Here is a 19,408-nt window from a genome sequence, read left to right as displayed (position 1 = left end):
ACTAGTTGGGTAGCCTGCGTATACTTCCCGGCTCAGTAATCCAGATTGAGTTATTTCGGCTGATTTCACGGAGCGCCCTGCATGTCCGGCAATACCTACGGCAAGCTGTTCACTGTCACCACCGCGGGCGAAAGCCATGGCCCGGCGTTGGTCGCCATTGTCGACGGCTGCCCACCGGGTCTTGAGCTGTCGCTGGACGATCTGCAGCGCGACCTGGACCGGCGCAAGCCCGGCACCAGCCGCCACACTACCCAGCGCCAGGAAGCCGATGAAGTCGAAATCCTCTCCGGCGTCTTCGAAGGCAAGACCACCGGCTGTTCCATCGGCTTGTTGATCCGCAACACCGACCAGAAGTCCAAGGACTACTCGGCGATCAAGGATCTGTTCCGCCCGGCCCACGCCGATTACACCTACCACCACAAATACGGCATCCGCGATTACCGCGGCGGCGGCCGCAGCTCGGCGCGGGAAACCGCCATGCGTGTGGCGGCCGGGGCCATCGCCAAGAAATACCTGGCCAGTCAGGGCATCGTGGTGCGTGGCTACATGAGCCAGCTGGGCCCGATCGAAATTCCGTTCAAGACCTGGGACTCGGTGGAAGACAACGCCTTCTTCAGCCCCGACCCGGACAAGGTGCCGGAGCTGGAGGCCTACATGGATCAGCTGCGTCGCGACCAGGACTCGGTGGGGGCGAAGATCACCGTGGTCGCCGAGGGCGTGATGCCGGGCCTGGGCGAGCCGATCTTCGACCGCCTGGACGCCGAGCTGGCCCACGCGCTGATGAGCATCAACGCGGTCAAGGGCGTGGAGATCGGCGCCGGTTTCGCCAGCGTGGCCCAGCGTGGTACCGAGCATCGCGACGAGCTGACTCCGCAAGGTTTCCTCAGCAACAACGCCGGCGGCATCCTTGGCGGGATTTCCTCCGGCCAGCCGATCGTCGCGCACCTGGCGCTCAAGCCGACCTCCAGCATCACCACCCCGGGCCGCTCGATCGACGTCGATGGCAACCCGGTGGACGTCATCACCAAGGGTCGCCACGACCCGTGCGTCGGCATCCGCGCGACGCCGATCGCCGAAGCCATGATGGCCATCGTGCTGATGGATCACCTGCTGCGTCATCGTGGCCAGAACGCCGACGTGCGCGTCAGCACGCCGGTGCTGGGCCAGCTGTAATGGCGTCCCTGCCAGTCGCCACGGTCTGACGGCCGTGGCGGCGCTCCCGTACTGGCGGCTCTCCAGTTTCTACCTGTTCTATTTCGCCTTGCTGGGTTCGACCGCGCCTTTCCTGGCGCTGTACTTCGACCACCTGGGGTTTTCCAGCGCGCGTATCGGCGAGCTGGTGGCGATTCCCATGCTGATGCGCTGCGTGGCGCCAAATATCTGGGGCTGGCTTGGCGACTACACCGGCCAGCGCCTGGCCATTGTGCGTTTTGGCGCCATCTGCACGTTGTTGAGCTTTTCGCTGATTTTCATCAGCAAGAGCTACGCCTGGCTGGCGATGGTCATGGCCCTGCATGCATTCTTCTGGCACGCGGTGCTGCCGCAGTTCGAAGTGATCACCCTGGCGCATCTCAAGGGCCAGACCGCGCGCTACAGCCAGATTCGCCTGTGGGGCTCGATCGGCTTCATCCTCACGGTGGTGGCGCTGGGGCGTCTGTTCGAATGGCTGAGCTTGGATATCTACCCCGCGGCCCTGGTGCTGATCATGGCTGGAATCGTCCTCAGCAGCGCCTGGGTGCCCAATGCCCAGCCCGCGAGCCAGGGCAGCCGCTCGCTCGCGCAAGGTTTTCTCAGCCAGTTGCGCAGCCCCGGCGTGCTGGCTTTTTATGCCTGCGTGGCGCTGATGCAAATGAGCCACGGCCCTTACTACACCTTCCTGACCCTGCATCTGGAGCACCTGGGCTACAGCCGCGGCTTGATCGGCTTGCTGTGGGCGCTGGGGGTGGTCGCCGAAGTGTTGGTTTTCCTGGCGATGAGCTGGATTCTGTCGCGGTTTTCGGTGCGCCGGGTGCTGCTGGCGAGTTTCCTGCTGGCGGCCCTGCGCTGGCTGCTGCTCGGCGTTTTTGCCGAGCATCTCTGGGTGCTGCTGTTTGCCCAGGTGCTGCACGCCGCGACCTTCGGCAGCTTTCATGCCGCGGCCATTCATTTCGTGCAGCGCAGCTTCGGTGACCGCCAGCAAGGGCAGGGGCAGGCCTTGTACGCGGCCCTGGCCGGCATCGGCGGCGCGCTGGGCGCGTTGTATTCCGGCTATAGCTGGAACGCCCTGGGGGCGACATTGACCTTTAGTATTGCAAGCCTCGCAGCGCTGGCGGCAGCCGTTATCATTGCCACCCGCATGCAAGAGCAGAAGCCATGAGCCCGTGGGCGATTGACCTGGCGCGCGCATCAATGACGTGCCGCGCCGGATCGAAGCCGTCGAATACCTGTTGCGGTGCGAGTTGAAGATTCGCGCTGGTTGAACCGTTAAGGCTTTCTTCCAACGAAGGGGCCACCGCCTGATGACCGCATTGCCTGACCGGACTGCAAGAGCCGCAGCGCACTGCCGATAACGAGGAATTGCCAAGATGAGCAGCCTGTCCGTTTACCACGTATCCAGCCCGGACCTGCCGAACAAGGTGCTGACCCATTTCGACGATATCGCCGCGACCCTGGCCGAACAGGGCGTGCGTTTCGATCGCTGGCAAGCCGCGACGCGGATCCAGCCGGGCGCCAGCCAGGAAGAAGTGATAAGCGCCTATCAGCAACAGATCGACCGCCTGATGACCGAGCGCGGCTATATCAGCGTCGATGTGCTCAGCCTCGACAATAATCATCCGCAGAAGGCTGAGCTGCGCGCCAAGTTCCTCGATGAGCACCGCCACGGCGAGGACGAAGTGCGCTTTTTCGTCGCCGGTCGCGGCCTGTTCAGCCTGCATATCGATGATTACGTGTACGCCGTGCTCTGCGAGAAGAACGATCTGATCTCGGTACCGGCCGGGACCGCGCACTGGTTTGACATGGGCGAAAACCCCTACCTGGTGGCAATCCGCATGTTCAACAACCCGCAAGGCTGGGTCGCCACCGCCACCGGTTCCGATATCGCCAGCCAGTTCCCGCGCCTGGAGGATTGAGCCCACGCCGCCCGGGCTGAGTCCGTCGAACACTTGCTGGCAGCCCGTGAAGACGGGGTGAAGGGGAAAGCAGGCGAGGGCGTCGAGCTTCGCGTTATCGATACGCGGCGTTGTGAAACCATTCAGGCCGTGTCAGCACAAGGCTGGCACGGCCTGAACAGGGCTGTCGGTTATCACGCTGTCCGGATTTACAGCGAGTGATAGGACGGCAAGGCAAAACGGTTCTGGCTTTGCAGCAGGGAAATCTGAGGCAATTCGCTGGCCTGTTCGGCGAGGTCGCGACGCAGCGCGCTGATCACCCACGACAACTGGTCCCCCGCATGCAGCTGCGCATAGGAAATCGAGCGTTTGAGCTGTTTACCTTCGCTGTTACGCAGCGTCAGCAGGATGCCGCCATCTGGACGTGGCTGAGTGGTCACTTCGTAGTTGGAGAACAGGGAAGCGAATTTTTCTTGGATCAGGCTCATGTCTATCAGCTCCATTGGTTCTTGAATGGCAAACCCAGAGTGATAGGTGCAGCGATTGTGCCAGCCTTAATATTTTTAAAAATTCGTTATTAATCAAACAGTTAATGTTATTTGCCGTTTAAGCGGCCGTGCAATTTGCATGAACGGCCATCATGCATCCTGCATTTTGCGAGATCCTGGCCGCCGCAAGGCCGAGGTTCATAACCCCTGTGACAGTCCGTCCATGCAAATGATTCAGCCGCAGGCCAGCCCTTTGCGGTGAAGAGCCTGACGGCGTCGAGAAGATACAAAACTTTGCAAAAACTCCGTGTACAGCCCAGGAACCGCTGACGTATTTTTTTGCCAGCAGCGGCTTTGCAACAACCCTTGCACTAAAGCCCCGCGCCTCGATATTCCGGGCTGTACAGGTCAACCAGACGCTTCATCGACATGGACAGTCAATGCGTCGTGATCCCTTGGGTCATGGGCGCCTGATAATAAGAAAATAGGACGTCATCCATGAACGCCATGCTCTGCGCTTTTGCCACTTGCACGCCCAGCCTTTCTCCTCCGGCTTGCCGTGGCGGCCCACGCTCGGCGCCTAGCTGAGCCATCCCGTCGACCTTGTCTGCCTGCCCGGCCTGGCTGGTGCAGGAACCTTTTTGCGTCGAGCAGGAGCCGTCATGAGCACTCGTCAGCACGACATGATTACCTGGGGCATGATGCTGCGCAAATTGCCCTCCATCGCCCGGGCGTTGCCGCGGGTCATCAAGGGCATGCGGATCGCCAACGTCAAGCACGCCGACCAGCCTTGCGGGCTGGGCTGGACCTTCGAGCAGGCCGCGCAACGCAACCCCGACGGCCCGGCGCTGCTATACGGCGACCGAGTGTTCACTTACGCGCAGGCCAACCAGTGGGCCAACCGCATCGCCCATTACCTGGCCAGCCAGGGCATCGGCAAGGGCGACGTGGTGGCGATCTTTGTCGAGAACCGTCCCGAGTTGCTGGTCAGCGTGCTGGCGGTGGCCAAGCTTGGCGGCATCTGCGCCATGCTCAACACCGCGCAGACCGGCAGCGTGCTGGTGCACAGCGTGAACCTGGTGAAGCCGGTGGCCGTCGTGGTCGGCGGCGAACTGCTAAAGGCCTATGCGGCGATTCGCGAGCAGGTCGCCATCGACGAGGCACGCACCTGGTTCGTTGCCGATCCGGATGCGGCGCCCGGGCCCACCCCCGCCGGCTACACCGACCTGATGGCTGCCAGTGCCGGCAGTGCGTCCGCCAATCCCCCCAGTACCGCGCGGATCTATCTCGACGACCCGTGCTTCTATATCTACACCTCCGGCACCACCGGGCTGCCCAAGGCGGGTATTTTCAAGCACGGACGCTGGATGCGAACCTCGGCCAGCTTCGGCATGATCGCCCTCGATATGCAGCCGACCGACATCCTGTATTGCACCTTGCCGCTGTATCACGCCACGGGCCTGTGCGTGTGCTGGGGCTCGGCCATCAGCGGCGCCTCGGGCTTCGCCATTCGCCGCAAGTTCAGCGCCAGCCGGTTCTGGGACGATGCCCGGCGGTTCAAGGCGACCACCATCGGTTATGTGGGCGAGCTGTGTCGTTACCTGATCGACCAGCCCGCCAGCGAGCAGGACCGTGACAACAGCGTGGTGAAAATGGTCGGCAACGGCCTGCGCCCCGGCGTGTGGGGGCCGTTCAAGCAGCGTTTCGGCGTGGAGCATATCTGCGAGCTGTATGCCGCCAGCGACGGCAATATCGGCTTTACCAACGTGCTCAACTTCGACAACACCGTGGGCTTTTCCCTGGCGCCCTGGGCGCTGGTGGAGTACGCCCACGACACCTGTGCGCCGATCCGCGACGGTTCCGGCTTCATGCAGAAGGTCGCCAAGGGCGGGCAGGGCCTGCTGCTGGCGAAGATCGACGACAAGGCGCCGCTGGACGGCTACACCGAGCCGGAAAAAAACCTGAAGGTGATCCTCACCGACGTCTTCGAGAAGGGCGACCGTTACTTCAATACCGGCGACCTGCTGCGCGATATCGGCTTTGGCCATGCGCAGTTCATCGACCGCCTGGGCGACACCTATCGCTGGAAGGGCGAAAACGTCTCCACCACCGAGGTGGAGAACATCCTCCTGCAGCATCCGCAGGTCGCCGAGGCGGTGGCCTATGGCGTGGAAGTGCACAACACCAACGGTCGCGCCGGGATGGCGGCGATCACCCCGGCCGAATCCCTGGCGACCCTGGATTTCACCGAGCTGCTGCAGTTCGCCCGCGAGCATCTGCCAGGCTACGCGGTGCCGCTGTTCCTGCGGGTCAAGGTGAAAATGGAAACCACCGGCACCTTCAAGTACCAGAAGACCCGGCTCAAGGAGGAAGCCTTCGACCCGACCAAGACCGGTGGCGATCCGGTGTATGCCTGGTTGCCGGGGTCAGCGACTTACGTCCAGGTGACGGAGGCGGTGCTGGCGGACATTTGCGCCGGCCGGCACCGTTATTGATTCTGGCTATGGTCATCCTTGAGAAAAAAGGGATGACAGGGCGGGAGCCGCTTGGGGAAACTAGCGGCTTTCCGATTGGCCGAAAGTGGAGTTCCCGATGTCAGACAAAAGCCGCCAGATGACCGCAGAAGAAGCCGCCGAGTTTACCGAGCAGGTCTTCAACGTCGCACGTCAAGGCGACGCCCAGATGCTCGACAAGCTGGCGAGCAGCGGTCTGCCGGTCAACCTGCGCAATCACAAGGGCGACACCCTGCTGATGCTGGCCAGCTACTACGGGCATGTGGACGCGGTGCAGGTCTTGCTCAAGCACAAGGCCGACCCCGAGATCCGCAACGACAATGGCCAGAGCCCGATCGCCGGCGCGGCGTTCAAGGGCGACCTGGCGGTGGTCAAGGCGCTGGTGGAAGGCGGGGCCGAGATCGAAGGCTCGTCCTTTGATGGGCGCACCGCGCTGATGATGGCGGCGATGTTCAACCGCACGGAAATCGTCGACTACCTGATCAGCAAGGGCGCCAACCCACGGGCCACCGACGCCAATGGCGTGAGTGCGCTGGACGCGGCGAAGACCATGGGCGCCGTCGATACCACCGCGCAGCTGGAAAAACTGCTGGCGTGATCAGGAGCTGCAGCTCTTCTGTAGGAGCGAAGCTTGCTCGCGATAGCGCCCCAGCTGACACCGCGCATTGCCTCGCTCGCCAGCAAGCGGGCTACAGCAGCCGATTAGCTGGCCGCTGCGCTTTAAGCTATCCTTCGCGCCCTCGAAATTTCCCCCGTCTCAGGATCCGCCCATGAAAACCGTCCTCGCCGAACTCATCACGAAAATCAGCTCCGGCTGCATGGGCGAAGAAGAAATCCTGCGGATCGCCGACGAAGCCGCCCAGGCCTACGCCGATCCCCAGGCCTTCCTGGCCGCCAACCCGGACATCAACTACGACGACAGCTTCCCCATCCCGCTGGGCGAATGGGTGGTGGTCGGCAGCCTGCCGGAAACCGTGCTGTTCCAGGCCGATACCTATATGGACCTGTTCGCGCAGATCGTCGCGTCTTTCGGTCCGGGCGTGGCGTTCAACATCAAGCCCAAGCAACTGGCCAAGACCGAGGCCCTGACGGCGCTCAACCGCATCCAGATCCAGATGGGCAGCATGAACCCGGAAAACGGCGGTTATGTGCTGATGAACTTCAGCCAATTGCTGGACGACGAGCTGCAAGTGGTACTGGTCTACGGCAACGATGTTCCGCGCGTGCTGGAGCTGTGCGCCGAAGCCGGCATCGCCGCCGCGCCGGCGCTGGAAACGCTCAAGGTCGCGATCCACGTCTGAGCGCCTGGCCGCGCCGGCAATAAAAAGGAACCCCGGCGCTGGCCGACTATCCTAAGTGGGCAAGCCCTCACTTAGGAGCGACACCATGGGTTCCACCTTCAATACGCTGGTTGGATTGATCATCCTCGCGCTGGATATCTGGGCGATCATCAATGTGCTTAAGAGCGGCGCCGAAACCGGGATGAAAATCCTCTGGGTGCTGTTGATCATCCTGTTGCCGGTCCTGGGCCTGATCATCTGGGCGATTGCCGGGCCACGGGGTAACGTGCGGCTCTGAAGGCTGGCGGTGCCGCCAGCGCAGCGGCCGTCCGCCGACGGCCCTGCGTCCCGCCTTATGCTTGGCCATCCGCCTGACGGCAAGCGGCCCATGCGCAGCGGCCTCTTGGCGTTGTCGCGACAGTCGTTGCCGGTGCCGAACAGCCCGCCGAGGAAGCCCGGAAGACGCCCCACCAGGGCTTTTTTTATGTGACCAAATATGCGCTGCACGAAATTTTCACAAAGCCTCCACGACAATCCGCCAGCATTGTTTTTCCGTTGCATCCCAAGCGATCTCAGGCTCCAGGCCGTTGCCGGCCGGGCAAGGGCGCCTGCCAGTAATCAATGGCAATGCCGCTGCTGATCGTGCAACATTTGCGCACCGCGCCATCCCCCCAGCCCCGAGTGGCTAGAAGAGGGCAAAGCGCAGCTGTTTTTTTCGCAACTTCAACTTCCATTTGGGTCCTAAAACGATATGGCAAACCCGGACGCCCTGAGTCAGCAGCGAGCCTCGAGTCGCCTGCTGCAACCGACCGTCAAATCGCACCTGGCTTATACGCTGCTCTGCGCGCTGGTCATGATGGTCATGCTGTCTTTGCTGCGCGTGGCGCTGCTGGTCTACAACCGCGAGATGATCCTCGACACACCGGCCTCGACCTTCCTTGAAGCCTTCGCCAACGGCCTGCGCTTCGACGTGCGCCTGGTGGTCTACCTCAGTATTCCACTGCTGCTGGCGGTGTTCAGTGCCCGGGCCATGGCGGCTCGCGGCTTCTTCCGCCTCTGGCTGACCATTGTCTCGAGCGTCGCGCTGTTCCTCGGCCTGATGGAGATGGACTTCTACCGTGAATTCCACCAGCGTCTCAACGGCCTGGTCTTCCAGTACGTGAAGGAAGACCCGAAAACCGTGATGAGCATGCTCTGGTACGGTTTCCCGGTAGTGCGCTACCTGTTGGCCTGGGTCATCGGCACCTGGCTGCTGAGCCTGGCGTTCAAGGGCGCCGACCGCGCGACCCGGCCACGTGGCCCGTTCAGCGGTGGCAACATCGGCACCCGGCAAGTCGCTCCCTGGTATACCCGCACCGCGGTATTCGTGGTCCTGCTGCTGATCTGCGTGGTCGCCGCCCGTGGCACCCTGCGCCAGGGCCCGCCGCTGCGTTGGGGCGACGTCTACACCACCGATTCGAACTTCGCCAACCAGCTGGGCCTCAATGGCACGCTGTCGCTGGTCGAAGCGGCCAAGAGCCGGATGGGCGAAGACCGCAGCAATATCTGGAAAGCCACCCTGCCGCAGCCTGAGGCGCAGCAAGTGGTGCGCGACCTGCTGGTAATGCCGGACGACAAACTGGTGGAGGCCGATATCGCCGCCGTGCGCCGCGACTACATGCCGCCGGCCGACAAGACCCTGCCGATCAAGAACGTGGTCGTGATCCTGATGGAAAGCATGGCCGGTCACTCGGTGGGCGCCCTGGGCGGCCCGGGCAACATCACGCCGTACCTGGACCAGTTGTCCAAGGAAGGCTTGCTGTTCGACCGTTTCTTCTCCAACGGCACCCATACCCACCAGGGCATGTTCGCCACCATGGCCTGCTTCCCCAACCTGCCGGGTTTCGAATACCTGATGCAGACCCCGGAGGGCAGCCACAAGCTGTCCGGCCTGCCGCAGGTGCTGAGTGCCCGCAAGTATGACGACGTGTATGTCTACAACGGCGATTTCGCCTGGGACAACCAGTCGGGCTTCTTCAGCAACCAGGGCATGACCAACTTCGTCGGGCGCAACGACTTCGTCGATCCGGTGTTCTCCGATCCGACCTGGGGCGTGTCCGACCAGGACATGTTCAACCGTGGCCTGGAAGAGCTGAAGGCGCGGGAAAACGGCAAGCCGTTCTATGCCCTGCTGCAGACCCTGTCCAACCACACGCCGTATGCCTTGCCGACGCCATTGCCGGTGGAGAAGGTGACCAACCGTGGCAGCCTGAACGAACACCTGACCGCCATGCGCTACTCCGACTGGGCCCTGGGCCAGTTCTTCGAGAAGGCGCGCAAAGAGCCGTACTTCAAGGAAACGCTGTTCGTGGTCGTCGGCGACCATGGTTTCGGCAACGAGCGCCAGATCACCGAAATGGACCTGGGCCGCTTCAACGTGCCGATGCTGATGATCGCGCCGGGCATCCAGGAAAAATTCGGCCAGCGCAACCACACCGTGGGCACCCAGGTCGACATCGTGCCGACCATCATGGGCCGCCTGGGTGGCGAAGTGCGTCACCAGTGCTGGGGGCGTGACCTGCTCAACCTGCCGGAAGGCGACACCGGTTTCGGCGTGATCAAGCCGTCGGGCAGCGAGCAAACTACTGCCATCGTCACCGCCGACCAGATCCTGGTACTGCCCAGAGAGAAGGAAATGGCGCCGAAGATCTACCAGTACGAACTGGGCGCCAACCCGCATGCCGAAGTCGTGCCGAACGCACCGCGTACCGCCGAGTTGAAGCACAAGCTGGAAGCCTTCCTGCAAACCGCCACCAAGAGCCTGATGGATAACACCGCGGGCGTGGTGCACGGCACGCCGGATTGATCGATCGCAGCAACTAAAAAAGAGGCCCTAGGGCCTCTTTTTTTTTGGACGGCTATACAGTGTCGGAACTTATATATAGCCCACTAGTAACAGGATCAACAGCACAACCAGTACCACACCGATAATGCCGGACGGGCCATAACCCCAGCTTCTGGAGTACGGGAATACTGGAAGACCACCGAGCAGCAGAAGAATCAGAATAATGATCAGGATTGTGCCCATGTCGTTGTCCTTATTGGATGATCGAAGATGCGGCAGGGTTCGAATATCGAACCGCTTATTCATTCCGACTCCACGCTTTTAAAGATGATTCCAAGTTTTTTTAATCTTTTTTGGTTGTCGGTCTATTTCGTTTAGTACCGAGTATCGAGGCCCGGTCGAACTTGCAACTAACCGGGAAAGTCGCACCGAGGCCCCGGTTTGCCTGGGGCATTCAGCAATCTGATGGTGCATGGGGGGCGCAAAATCCTTCGCTACACTGCGCTTCAACTTTCCCGGAACAACAAGGCATCTCCTATGCAAAATCGCATGATGATCACTGGCGCCGGATCCGGCCTGGGTCGCGAAATCGCTCTGCGCTGGGCGCGCGAAGGCTGGCAGTTGGCCTTGTCGGATGTCAGTGAACCCGGCCTGCAGGAAACCCTGAAATTGGTGCGCGAAGCGGGCGGCGACGGCTTCGTGCAACGCTGCGATGTGCGCGATTACAGCCAGCTCACCGCCTTCGCCCAGGCCTGTGAAGTCAAGCTCGGCGGCATCGATGTGATCGTCAATAACGCCGGCGTGGCCTCCGGCGGCTTCTTCAGCGAGTTGTCCCTGGAGGACTGGGACTGGCAGATCGCGATCAACCTGATGGGCGTGGTCAAGGGCTGCAAGGCGTTCCTACCGCTGCTGGAAAAGAGCAAGGGCACGATCATCAACATCGCCTCGATGGCGGCATTGATGCAGGGCCCGGCCATGAGCAACTACAACGTGGCCAAGGCCGGCGTGGTGGCCCTGTCCGAAAGCCTGTTGATCGAGCTGGCCCAGCAGGAAATCGACGTGCATGTGGTATGCCCGTCGTTCTTCCAGACCAACCTGCTGGACTCGTTCCGCGGCCCGACCCCGGCGATGAAGGCCCAGGTCGGCAAGCTGCTGGAAAGCTCGCCGATCAGCGCGGCGGACATCGCCGACTACATCTACGCCCGGGTCGCCGCCGGCGAATTCATGATCCTGCCCCACGAACAGGGGCGCATGGCCTGGGCCCTGAAGCAGAAGAACCCGCAGTTGCTGTACGACGAAATGACCCTCATGGCCGACAAGATGCGCGCCAAGGCCAGGCAAAACGCCAGCTGAGCTTGCTCCTGCCCCGGCGCGTCGTTAGGGTTGCCAGCATCTGGCATCCTGACGAGACCTTGCATGCTCAATTACCTGTGGTTCTTTCTCGCCGCGCTGTTCGAGATCGCCGGCTGCTACGCCTTCTGGATGTGGCTGCGCCAGGGCAAAAGCGCCTGGTGGATACTCCCGGCGCTGGTCAGCCTGGCGCTGTTCGCCCTGTTGCTGACCAAGATCGAAGCGACCTACGCCGGCCGCGCCTATGCGGCCTACGGCGGGATCTACATCATTGCGTCGATCGGCTGGCTGGGGGTGGTGGAGCGGGTGCGGCCACTGAGCTCGGACTGGCTCGGCGTGGCGCTGTGCATCATCGGCGCGAGCATCATTCTGTTCGGGCCGCGCTTGGGCAACGGCTGAAAAACTGGCCTGCACCGGGTGCCGCGATGCGCCCGGTGCCGGCCGGGAATCAGTCGAACAATTCCTTGGGCACGTCGTGCTTGAGCATCAATTGGCACTGCTCGCTGTCCGGGTCGAAGACGATCACCGCCTGGCCCTTGGTCAGCGCCTGGCGCACGCGCAGGACGCGGGTTTCCAGCGGGGTGTCGTCGCCATTGTCGGTGCCGTCGCGGGTAACGAAGTCTTCGATCAGGCGAGTCAGGGTGTCGACTTCCAGTTGGTCATGGGGAATCAGCATACGGGCCTCCGGCAAACAATCCCGGATCCTACTGCGCCGGGCCCCGCGCGGCTAGGCAAACCTTGCGCGGGCCGCGGCTTTTCCTTCAGGGCGTTGCACCTCAGGACTTTTGCCCCACCAGGCTGTCCACCGACGGCACCCGGGTGTCGCTTTCCATTTGCGCATCGTGCTCCAGCTGATGGCTGAAGCGGTCCAGGGAGCCCTGGGCCGGCTGCGCATCGCTGGCGAATACCGGCGGGCTGAGGATGTAGGCGCCCAGCAGGCGGCTGAGGGCCGCGAGGCTGTCGATATGGGTGCGCTCGTAGCCATGGGTGGCGTCGCAACCGAAGGCCAGCAGGGCGGTGCGGATGTCGTGGCCGGCGGTCACCGCCGAATGGGCATCGCTGAAGTAATAGCGGAACAGGTCGCGGCGCACCGGCAGCTCGTGCTCCGTGGCCAGGCGCAGCAGGTGGCGCGACAGGTGATAGTCGTAAGGCCCGCCGGAGTCCTGCATGGCCACGCTCACTGCGTGCTCGCTGGAATGCTGGCCGGGGGCGACCGGGGCGATGTCGATGCCGACGAATTCGCTGACGTCCCAAGGCAGGGCTGCCGCCGCGCCGCTGCCGGTTTCTTCGGTGATGGTGAACAGCGGATGGCAATCGATCATCAGCGGTTCGCCGCTGTCGACGATGGCCTTGAGCGCGGCCAGCAGCGCCGCGACCCCGGCCTTGTCGTCGAGGTGGCGGGCGCTGATATGGCCGCTTTCGGTGAACTCCGGCAAGGGGTCGAACGCCACGAAATCGCCGACGCCGATGCCCAGCGACTCGCAGTCGGCGCGGGTGGTGCAGTAGGCATCCAGGCGCAATTCGATGTGGTCCCAACTGATCGGCATCTCATCCACCGCGGTGTTGAAGGCGTGCCCCGAGGCCATCAGCGGCAGCACGCTGCCGCGCAATACGCCGCTGTCGGTGAACAGGCTGACCCGGCTGCCCTCGGCGAAACGGCTGGACCAGCAGCCCACCGGGGCCAGGGTCAGGCGGCCGTTGTCTTTCACCGCGCGCACGCTGGCGCCGATGGTGTCCAGGTGTGCCGAGACGGCGCGGTCCGGGCTGTTCTTCTGGCCCTTGAGGGTGGCGCGAATGGTCCCGCGGCGAGTCAGTTCGAAGGGAATACCCAGCTCTTCCAGGCGCTCGGCGACGTAACGCACGATGGTGTCGGTGAAGCCGGTGGGGCTGGGAATGGCGAGCATTTCCAGGAGGACTTTCTGCAAATAGGTGAGGTCCGGTTCGGGAATCGATCGGGTCATGGAGACTCCTGATGATGAAAAGGCATCGCGAGCAATGGCCGCGCCCCCTGTAGGAGCGAGGCTTGCCCGCGATAAGGCCGGTACTGGTCGGCCCATGATGGTCAGGCCGCCGGCTGGCTGTGGGGAAACAACAGATCGACAAAGCGTTCCGCCGTCGGCTGCGGTTCGTGGTTGGCCAGGCCGGCACGCTCGTTGGCCTCGATGAACACGTAGTGCGGCTGGTCCGCCGCCGGCACCATCAGGTCCAGGCCGACCACCGGGATATCCAGCGCCCGCGCCGCGCGGATTGCCGCGTCCGCCAGTTTCGGATGCAGAATCGCGGTGACATCCTCCAGGGTGCCGCCGGTATGCAGGTTGGCGGTGCGTCGCACGAACAGCCGTTCGCCGGCCGGCAGGACGCTGTCGTAGTCATGCCCGGCGGCCTGCAGGGTGCGCTGGGTTTCGTGGTCCAGGGGGATCTTGCTTTCGCCGTCGGTAGCCGCCTGGCGGCGCCGGCTTTGCGCTTCGATCAGCTGGCCGATGGCATGCTGGCCGTCGCCAATCACCTCGGCCGGCCGGCGAATGGCCGCGGCGACCACTTCGAAGCCGATCACCAGCACGCGCAGGTCCAGCCCCTCGTGGAAGCTCTCGAGCAACACCCGGCTGTCGAACTGCCGGGCATGGTCGATGGCCCGCTGCACTTCTTCGATGGTGCGCAGATCCACGGCCACGCCTTGGCCCTGTTCGCCGTCGAGCGGCTTGACCACCACCCGTTCGTGCTCGTCGAGAAACGCCAGGTTGTCGTCGGCGTTGCCCGCCAGTCGTTGCGCCGGCAGGTTCAGCCCGGCATTTTTCAGCACCTTGTGGGTCAGGCTCTTGTCCTGGCACAGGCTCATGCTGATGGCGCTGGTCAGATCGCTGAGGGATTCGCGGCAGCGCACCCGGCGGCCGCCATGGCTGAGGGTGAACATCCCGGCCTCGGCGTCGTCGACCTGCACATCGATGCCGCGGCGATGGGCTTCCTCGACGATGATCCGCGCGTAAGGGTTGAACTGCGCCTCGGGCCCGGGGCCGAGGAACAGCGGCTGGTTGATGCCGTTCTTGCGCTTGATGGCGAAGGTCGAGAGCGTGCGAAAACCCAGCTTGGCGTACAGGCACTTGGCCTGGCGATTGTCGTGCAGCACCGACAGGTCAAGGTAGCTCAGGCCGCGGCTCATGAAATGTTCGATCAGGTGCCGGACCAGCACTTCGCCGACCCCCGGGCGGGTGCATTGCGGGTCTACCGCCAGGCACCACAGGCTGCTGCCGTGCTCCGGATCGTGGAAGGCCTTCTGGTGGTCCAGGCCCATGACGCTGCCGATCACCGCGCCGCTGTCTTCGTCTTCGGCCAGCCAGTACACCGGCCCGCCGGCGTGGCGCGGGGTCAACAGGTCCGGGTCGACCGGCAGCATGTTGCGGGCCAGGTACAGCTGGTTGATGGCCTGCCAGTCCGCGCTGCTTTGCGCGCGGCGAATGCGGAAGCCGCGAAACACCCGGGTGGCCTGGCGGTAATCGCTGAACCACAGGCGCAGGGTATCCGACGGGTCGAGGAACAGCTGGGTCGGTTCCAGGCCGAGGATCTGCTGGGGCGCGGCGACATACAGGGCAATGTCGCGCTCGCCGGGGTTTTCGTTGAGCAGTTCCTCGGCCAGGCTCGTCGGGTCGGGAAAGGTGTGGCCGATCAGCAGCCGGCCCCAGCCGCAATGCACGGCGATGGGGTCGGTGCCGAGGGCGCTGCGGTCTTCGGCGAAACGCGCCTGCAGCCGCTCGTAGGAGGGCGCCTGACCGCGCAGCAAGCGTTGGCTGTAAGCCGTGGCATGGGGTTTCATGGTCAGATTCCTTGTTCGCTGAGCCACAGGTTCAGCGCGGCCAGTTGCCACAGCTTGGAGCCGCGCAACGGGGTCAGCTGGCCTTGTGGGTCGGTCAGCAGGCGGTCGAGCATCGCCGGGTTGAACAGGCCGCGATCCTGGCTCGGATCGAGCAGCAGTTCACGCACCCAGTCCAGGGTGGCGCCCTGCAGGTGCTTGAGGCCGGGCACCGGGAAGTAGCCTTTCTTGCGGTCGATCACCGCGCTGGGGATCACCAGCCGCGCGGCTTCCTTGAGCACCTGCTTGCCGCCATCGGGCAGCTTGAACCGGGCCGGCACCCGCGCCGACAGCTCCACCAGCCGGTAGTCGAGGAACGGCGTGCGCGCCTCCAGGCCCCAGGCCATGGTCATGTTATCCACACGCTTGACCGGGTCGTCGACCAGCATCACCGTGCTGTCCAGGCGCAGGGCCTTATCCACAGGCGCGGCAGCCCCGGGCTGGGCGAAATGCTCGCGCACGAAGTCGCCGGCGGCGTCGTGGGCGGTCAGCCACTGCGGCTGCACGGTGGCCGCATAGTCGTCGTAGCTGCGGTCGAAGAATGCCTCGCGGTAGGCCGCGTAAGGATCGCTGGCACCATCCACCTGCGGATACCAGTGATAGCCGGCGAACAGCTCGTCGGCGCCCTGGCCGCTCTGCACCACCTTGCAGTGCTTGGCGACTTCCCGGGACAGCAGGTAGAAAGCGATGCAGTCATGGCTGACCATGGGCTCGCTCATGGCGCGAAACGCCGCCGGCAGCTGTTCGATGATCTCGCGTTCGTTGATGCGCAACTGATGGTGATCGGTGCCGTAGTGGTGGGCGATCAGGTCCGAATACTGGAACTCGTCGCCGCGTTCGCCGCCGGCATCCTGGAAGCCGATGGAGAAGGTCGAAAGCTTGTCCACACCGACTTCCCGCAGCAGGCCGACCAGCAGGCTCGAGTCGACGCCGCCAGACAGCAGCACGCCGACATCCACCGCCGCCCGTTGGCGGATCGCCACGGCTTCGCGGGTGCTGTCGAGCACCCGGTCGCGCCAGTCTTCCAGGGTCAGCCCGGTTTCATCGGCGCGTGGGCCGTAGGGCAGGGTCCACCAGGTTTGCTGCTCGGTATGGCCGTCGGCTTCGACGCGCAGCCAGGTGGCCGGCGGCAGTTTCTCGATGCCCGCCAGCAGGGTGCGCGGCGCCGGCACCACGGCGTGGAAGTTCAGATAGTGGTTGAGCGCCACCGGGTCGAGCAGCGGGTTGATGTCGCCGCCCTCGAGCAGCGCCGGCAAGGCCGAGGCGAAGCGCAGGCGCTGGCCGGTGCGCGACAAGTACAGCGGCTTGACGCCCAGGCGGTCGCGGGCAATGAACAGGCGCTGGGCGTCGCGTTCCCAGATGGCGAAGGCGAACATGCCGTTGAGCCGCGGCAGCAGGTCGGCGCCCCAGGCGTGATAACCCTTGAGCAGCACTTCGGTGTCGCCGCCGGAGTAAAAGGCGTAGCCCAGGCTTTCCAGCTCGGCGCGCAGTTCGGGGAAGTTGTAGATCGCGCCGTTGAACGCCAGGGACAGGCCCAGCTGGTTGTCGATCATCGGCTGGGCCGAGCCGTCCGACAGGTCCATGATTTTCAGGCGTCGATGGCCCAGGGCTATCGGGCCCTGGCTATGGAAACCCCAGGCGTCGGGGCCGCGAGGGGCGAGGTGGTGGGTAATTCGTTCAACCGCTGCCAGGTCGGCGGGTTGATGATCAAAACGTAGTTCTCCAGCTAATCCGCACATAAGTCCTTACCGGTTTTTCCGTTGGGGAGGGGTCAATCGGTACCGGCCAAAAACGCCAGGTACCCGGAAACTGACCCAGGTGAAACCCTGGAGTTTTAGACCGATGAGTTATAAGCGGCGCGACGCTGCTGCGTTGCAGGTTGAGGTGAAGGCCTTGATCTGCTTGGGGTTTTGGCGCGCGGGCCGGGCCAGTGGGCGTTTGCGCGCAGGTGGCGAAGCGATGCCAGGGCGCCTGGCATCGCGGTTTTGTTTCATGGCTTGCCGCGGATCAACCGACGCAAGGCAAAGCGATTGGGGTGACAGGCCTCGGCCACGCTGCGCGGCAGGGGCAGCGGTTCGTTGTCCAGCCAGGCGGCCAGCAATTCGCCCGACAGCGGCGCGGTGATCAGCCCGCGCGAGCCGTGGCCGCTGTTGATATACAGGCCGTCGAGCCAGGGGCAGGGCAGGTCCGGAACCTGGCGCGCGTCCTTGCCCAGCACCGCGTACACCTCGGCGAAGGCCGCCTGGTCCGCCAGGGGGCCGACGATCGGTAGATAGTCCGGGCTGGTGCAACGGAAGGCGGCCCGTCCTTCGAGGGTTTGCGCTTGCAGCCGGTCGGCTTCCAGGCGTTCCACCAAGTCCTGGGAGATCTCTTCGAGCATCTGCAGGTTGCCCGCGTGCTCGGCCGCGGTGGGCGTCAGGTCGTCGCTCTTGAAGTCGAAACTGGCGCCCAGGGTGTGTTCGCCCAGGCGCGCCGGGGCCACATAACCTTCGGCGCAGACCACCGTGGCCAGGCTCTGGCTGCGCGCGGTCTGCGGCAGGCGGGTGATCTGCCCGCGGATGCGCTTGAGCGGCAGCTCGGCGCTGGCGGGAAAGCGCTTGATCTCGGCGGCGCCGGCGAGGATCACCACCTCGGCACTGGCCAGCAGCTGCTCGCCGTCCCAGGCCTGCCATTGGCCGTCGGCCCGGCGCAGTTCCAGTACATCGTGGTGGGGCAGCAGGCGAATCCGCGGATGCGCGGCTTGCCACTGGCACAAGGCCGGCGGATGCACCCAGCCGCCTTCCGGGTAGAACAGCCCGCCGTGGGCCAGGCCGACACCGGCCAGGGCCTGGGCCTGGGGCTGGTCCAGCTGATGCAACAGCTCCGCCGGGAAAGCCGCCGCCAACTGCGCTTGGCGTTCGGCTTCCTTGGCGTTGAAGGCCAGTTGCAGCACGCCGCAACTGTCCCAGTCGACGCCCCGTTGCAGCTGTTCGAGCAGGCGTCGGGTGTAGCCGAAGCCGCTGAGGATCATCTGCGACAGGGCGGTGCCGTGGGCCGAGAGTTTCAGGTACAGCACGCCCTGCGGGTTGCCCGAGGCTTCCTGCGCCAGTTGCCCGTGGCGCTCCAGCAGGCTGACCCGCCAGCCCCGCGCGGCCAGGCTGGCGGCGCTGGCGCATCCGGCCAGGCCGGCGCCGATCACCAGGGCGTGTTTGTCCTGAACCGGTTGCGTCGGGCGAGCGAACCAGGGCTTGCCGGCGGCGGGCGCCGGCACGTCTTCGGGCCAGCCGAGGAACTCGCCGCGCAGCACTTCCCACTTGTGGCCGATGCCTGGGGTGCGCTTCATCTTGAAACCCGCGGCGTTCAGCAAGCGACGCACCCAGCCGGTGCTGGTGAAGGTGCTGATGCTCGAACCCGGTGCGGCCAGGCGCGCCAGTTCGGCAAACAGCTCGGCGGTCCACATCTCGGGGTTTTTCGCCGGGGCGAAACCGTCGAGGAACCAGGCGTCGATCTGGCCGTCGAGTTGCGGCAATTGCTCCAGGGCATCGCCGACCAGCAGGGTCAGGGTGACCCGGCCCTCGTCCAGCACCAGGCGCTGAAAGCCCTGGTGCACCGCGACATAGGCGCGCAACAGGCGCTCGGCCAGCGGCGCCAGTTCCGGCCACAGGGCCAGGGCGCGCTGCAGGTCGGCGGGCGTCAGCGGGTACTTTTCCACGCTGACGAAATGCAGGCGTGCGCTGGCGTCAGCCTGTTGCTCGAACAGCTGCCAGGCGCAGAGAAAATTCAGGCCGGTGCCGAAGCCGGTTTCGCCGATGACGAAGCGGCCACTGGGCGGCAACGCGGCAAAACGCTCGCGCAGGCGGTTCTGTTCGAGGAACACATGGCGGGTTTCGTCCAGGCCCGACTCGGTGGAGAAATACACATCGTCGAAGACCCGCGAACGCGGGCGACCTTGGTCGTCCCAATCGAGCTGGGCGTGGGACTGGGGAGGGGGCAATTCGGCGCTCATGTTCGGCTCGGTAGCGGCAAGGCGGCCATTCTAGC

Annotated in this window: 17 protein-coding genes; 10 read left to right on the top strand and 7 right to left on the bottom strand. The window is 64.2% G+C overall.

From position 1 onward, the window contains the following. Window positions 1-81 precede the first annotated feature (81 nt). From aroC to BLV20_RS09765, 3 genes are all read left to right on the top strand, one after another. Complete coding sequence (aroC, locus tag BLV20_RS09775) at window positions 82-1,173, top strand: chorismate synthase (RefSeq protein ID WP_092300344.1); 1,092 nt, start codon at window positions 82-84, stop codon at window positions 1,171-1,173. Between the two features lie 34 nt (window positions 1,174-1,207). Beyond that, the gene (locus BLV20_RS09770) at window positions 1,208-2,356 is read left to right on the top strand and encodes an MFS transporter (RefSeq protein WP_092300341.1); all 1,149 of its coding nucleotides are present in this window, start codon (window positions 1,208-1,210) and stop codon (window positions 2,354-2,356) included. Between the two features lie 208 nt (window positions 2,357-2,564). Then, the gene (locus tag BLV20_RS09765) at window positions 2,565-3,110 is read left to right on the top strand and encodes a 1,2-dihydroxy-3-keto-5-methylthiopentene dioxygenase (RefSeq protein WP_092300338.1); all 546 of its coding nucleotides are present in this window, start codon (window positions 2,565-2,567) and stop codon (window positions 3,108-3,110) included. A gap of 188 nt (window positions 3,111-3,298) precedes the next feature. On the opposite strand, the gene BLV20_RS09760 is transcribed toward BLV20_RS09765, so the two are convergent. After that, the gene (locus tag BLV20_RS09760; RefSeq protein WP_009045039.1) at window positions 3,299-3,577 is read right to left on the bottom strand and encodes a DUF3509 domain-containing protein; all 279 of its coding nucleotides are present in this window, start codon (window positions 3,575-3,577) and stop codon (window positions 3,299-3,301) included. Between the two features lie 662 nt (window positions 3,578-4,239). On the opposite strand from BLV20_RS09760, the gene BLV20_RS09755 reads away from it, so the two are divergent. The 5 genes from BLV20_RS09755 to BLV20_RS09735 all read left to right on the top strand — a co-directional run bounded on the left by BLV20_RS09755 (window position 4,240) and on the right by BLV20_RS09735 (window position 10,215). After that, window positions 4,240-6,072, top strand: coding sequence for a long-chain-acyl-CoA synthetase (locus tag BLV20_RS09755; protein ID WP_092300335.1), 1,833 nt, complete (start codon window positions 4,240-4,242; stop codon window positions 6,070-6,072). Window positions 6,073-6,169: 97 nt separating this feature from the next. Further along, window positions 6,170-6,688: an ankyrin repeat domain-containing protein gene (locus tag BLV20_RS09750; protein WP_092300332.1), complete on the top strand. Its 519-nt coding sequence runs from the start codon at window positions 6,170-6,172 to the stop codon at window positions 6,686-6,688. 172 nt (window positions 6,689-6,860) lie between these two features. Then, window positions 6,861-7,391: a hypothetical protein gene (locus tag BLV20_RS09745; RefSeq protein WP_092300329.1), complete on the top strand. Its 531-nt coding sequence runs from the start codon at window positions 6,861-6,863 to the stop codon at window positions 7,389-7,391. A gap of 85 nt (window positions 7,392-7,476) precedes the next feature. Further along, a complete protein-coding gene (locus BLV20_RS09740) occupies window positions 7,477-7,668 on the top strand; it encodes a PLDc N-terminal domain-containing protein (RefSeq protein ID WP_092300326.1) in 192 nt (63 codons plus the stop codon). A gap of 453 nt (window positions 7,669-8,121) precedes the next feature. Further along, entirely contained in the window at window positions 8,122-10,215 is a 2,094-nt protein-coding gene (locus tag BLV20_RS09735; protein ID WP_092300323.1) for an LTA synthase family protein, read from the top strand. A 69-nt stretch (window positions 10,216-10,284) separates the two neighbouring features. On the opposite strand, the gene BLV20_RS09730 is transcribed toward BLV20_RS09735, so the two are convergent. After that, a complete protein-coding gene (locus tag BLV20_RS09730) occupies window positions 10,285-10,437 on the bottom strand; it encodes a DUF3309 family protein (protein WP_092300320.1) in 153 nt (50 codons plus the stop codon). Window positions 10,438-10,731: 294 nt separating this feature from the next. Between BLV20_RS09730 and BLV20_RS09725 the strand changes: the two genes are divergently transcribed. Then, window positions 10,732-11,547: an SDR family oxidoreductase gene (locus BLV20_RS09725; RefSeq protein ID WP_092300317.1), complete on the top strand. Its 816-nt coding sequence runs from the start codon at window positions 10,732-10,734 to the stop codon at window positions 11,545-11,547. 63 nt (window positions 11,548-11,610) lie between these two features. Continuing rightward, complete coding sequence (locus tag BLV20_RS09720; protein ID WP_092300314.1) at window positions 11,611-11,943, top strand: YnfA family protein; 333 nt, start codon at window positions 11,611-11,613, stop codon at window positions 11,941-11,943. 49 nt (window positions 11,944-11,992) lie between these two features. Here BLV20_RS09720 and BLV20_RS09715 read toward each other — a convergent pair whose 3' ends face one another. From BLV20_RS09715 to mnmC, 5 genes are all read right to left on the bottom strand, one after another. Then, window positions 11,993-12,220: a YheU family protein gene (locus tag BLV20_RS09715; RefSeq protein ID WP_007932245.1), complete on the bottom strand. Its 228-nt coding sequence runs from the start codon at window positions 12,218-12,220 to the stop codon at window positions 11,993-11,995. A gap of 100 nt (window positions 12,221-12,320) precedes the next feature. Then, window positions 12,321-13,505, bottom strand: coding sequence for an osmoprotectant NAGGN system M42 family peptidase (locus tag BLV20_RS09710; protein ID WP_092300311.1), 1,185 nt, complete (start codon window positions 13,503-13,505; stop codon window positions 12,321-12,323). 101 nt (window positions 13,506-13,606) lie between these two features. Further along, window positions 13,607-15,352 carry an N-acetylglutaminylglutamine synthetase gene (gene ngg / locus BLV20_RS09705; RefSeq protein ID WP_092300308.1) on the bottom strand — a complete coding sequence of 582 codons (1,746 nt, stop codon included), beginning with the start codon at window positions 15,350-15,352 and terminating at the stop codon, window positions 13,607-13,609. A gap of 2 nt (window positions 15,353-15,354) precedes the next feature. Beyond that, complete coding sequence (locus BLV20_RS09700) at window positions 15,355-17,127, bottom strand: N-acetylglutaminylglutamine amidotransferase (RefSeq protein WP_092300305.1); 1,773 nt, start codon at window positions 17,125-17,127, stop codon at window positions 15,355-15,357. Window positions 17,128-17,378: 251 nt separating this feature from the next. Then, window positions 17,379-19,373, bottom strand: coding sequence for a bifunctional tRNA (5-methylaminomethyl-2-thiouridine)(34)-methyltransferase MnmC2/FAD-dependent 5-carboxymethylaminomethyl-2-thiouridine(34) oxidoreductase MnmC1 (gene mnmC, locus BLV20_RS09695; protein ID WP_092300302.1), 1,995 nt, complete (start codon window positions 19,371-19,373; stop codon window positions 17,379-17,381). Between the last annotated feature and the right edge of the window lie 35 nt (window positions 19,374-19,408).

This window comes from Pseudomonas sp. NFIX28, from assembly GCF_900107395.1.
Classification (GTDB): domain Bacteria; phylum Pseudomonadota; class Gammaproteobacteria; order Pseudomonadales; family Pseudomonadaceae; genus Aquipseudomonas.
Note: the sequence above shows the minus strand (reverse complement) of the source record. Positions and strands in the feature narration are given on the sequence as shown.

Coding starts and splice junctions, on each gene's coding strand:
- aroC (WP_092300344.1), top strand. CDS start 82: ATGTCCGGCAATACCTACGGCAAGCTGTTCACTGTCACCACCGCGGGC.
- BLV20_RS09765 (WP_092300338.1), top strand. CDS start 2,565: ATGAGCAGCCTGTCCGTTTACCACGTATCCAGCCCGGACCTGCCGAAC.
- BLV20_RS09760 (WP_009045039.1), bottom strand. CDS start 3,577: ATGAGCCTGATCCAAGAAAAATTCGCTTCCCTGTTCTCCAACTACGAA.
- BLV20_RS09755 (WP_092300335.1), top strand. CDS start 4,240: ATGAGCACTCGTCAGCACGACATGATTACCTGGGGCATGATGCTGCGC.
- BLV20_RS09750 (WP_092300332.1), top strand. CDS start 6,170: ATGTCAGACAAAAGCCGCCAGATGACCGCAGAAGAAGCCGCCGAGTTT.
- BLV20_RS09745 (WP_092300329.1), top strand. CDS start 6,861: ATGAAAACCGTCCTCGCCGAACTCATCACGAAAATCAGCTCCGGCTGC.
- BLV20_RS09740 (WP_092300326.1), top strand. CDS start 7,477: ATGGGTTCCACCTTCAATACGCTGGTTGGATTGATCATCCTCGCGCTG.
- BLV20_RS09735 (WP_092300323.1), top strand. CDS start 8,122: ATGGCAAACCCGGACGCCCTGAGTCAGCAGCGAGCCTCGAGTCGCCTG.
- BLV20_RS09730 (WP_092300320.1), bottom strand. CDS start 10,437: ATGGGCACAATCCTGATCATTATTCTGATTCTTCTGCTGCTCGGTGGT.
- BLV20_RS09725 (WP_092300317.1), top strand. CDS start 10,732: ATGCAAAATCGCATGATGATCACTGGCGCCGGATCCGGCCTGGGTCGC.
- BLV20_RS09720 (WP_092300314.1), top strand. CDS start 11,611: ATGCTCAATTACCTGTGGTTCTTTCTCGCCGCGCTGTTCGAGATCGCC.
- BLV20_RS09715 (WP_007932245.1), bottom strand. CDS start 12,220: ATGCTGATTCCCCATGACCAACTGGAAGTCGACACCCTGACTCGCCTG.
- BLV20_RS09710 (WP_092300311.1), bottom strand. CDS start 13,505: ATGACCCGATCGATTCCCGAACCGGACCTCACCTATTTGCAGAAAGTC.
- ngg (WP_092300308.1), bottom strand. CDS start 15,352: ATGAAACCCCATGCCACGGCTTACAGCCAACGCTTGCTGCGCGGTCAG.
- BLV20_RS09700 (WP_092300305.1), bottom strand. CDS start 17,127: ATGTGCGGATTAGCTGGAGAACTACGTTTTGATCATCAACCCGCCGAC.
- mnmC (WP_092300302.1), bottom strand. CDS start 19,373: ATGAGCGCCGAATTGCCCCCTCCCCAGTCCCACGCCCAGCTCGATTGG.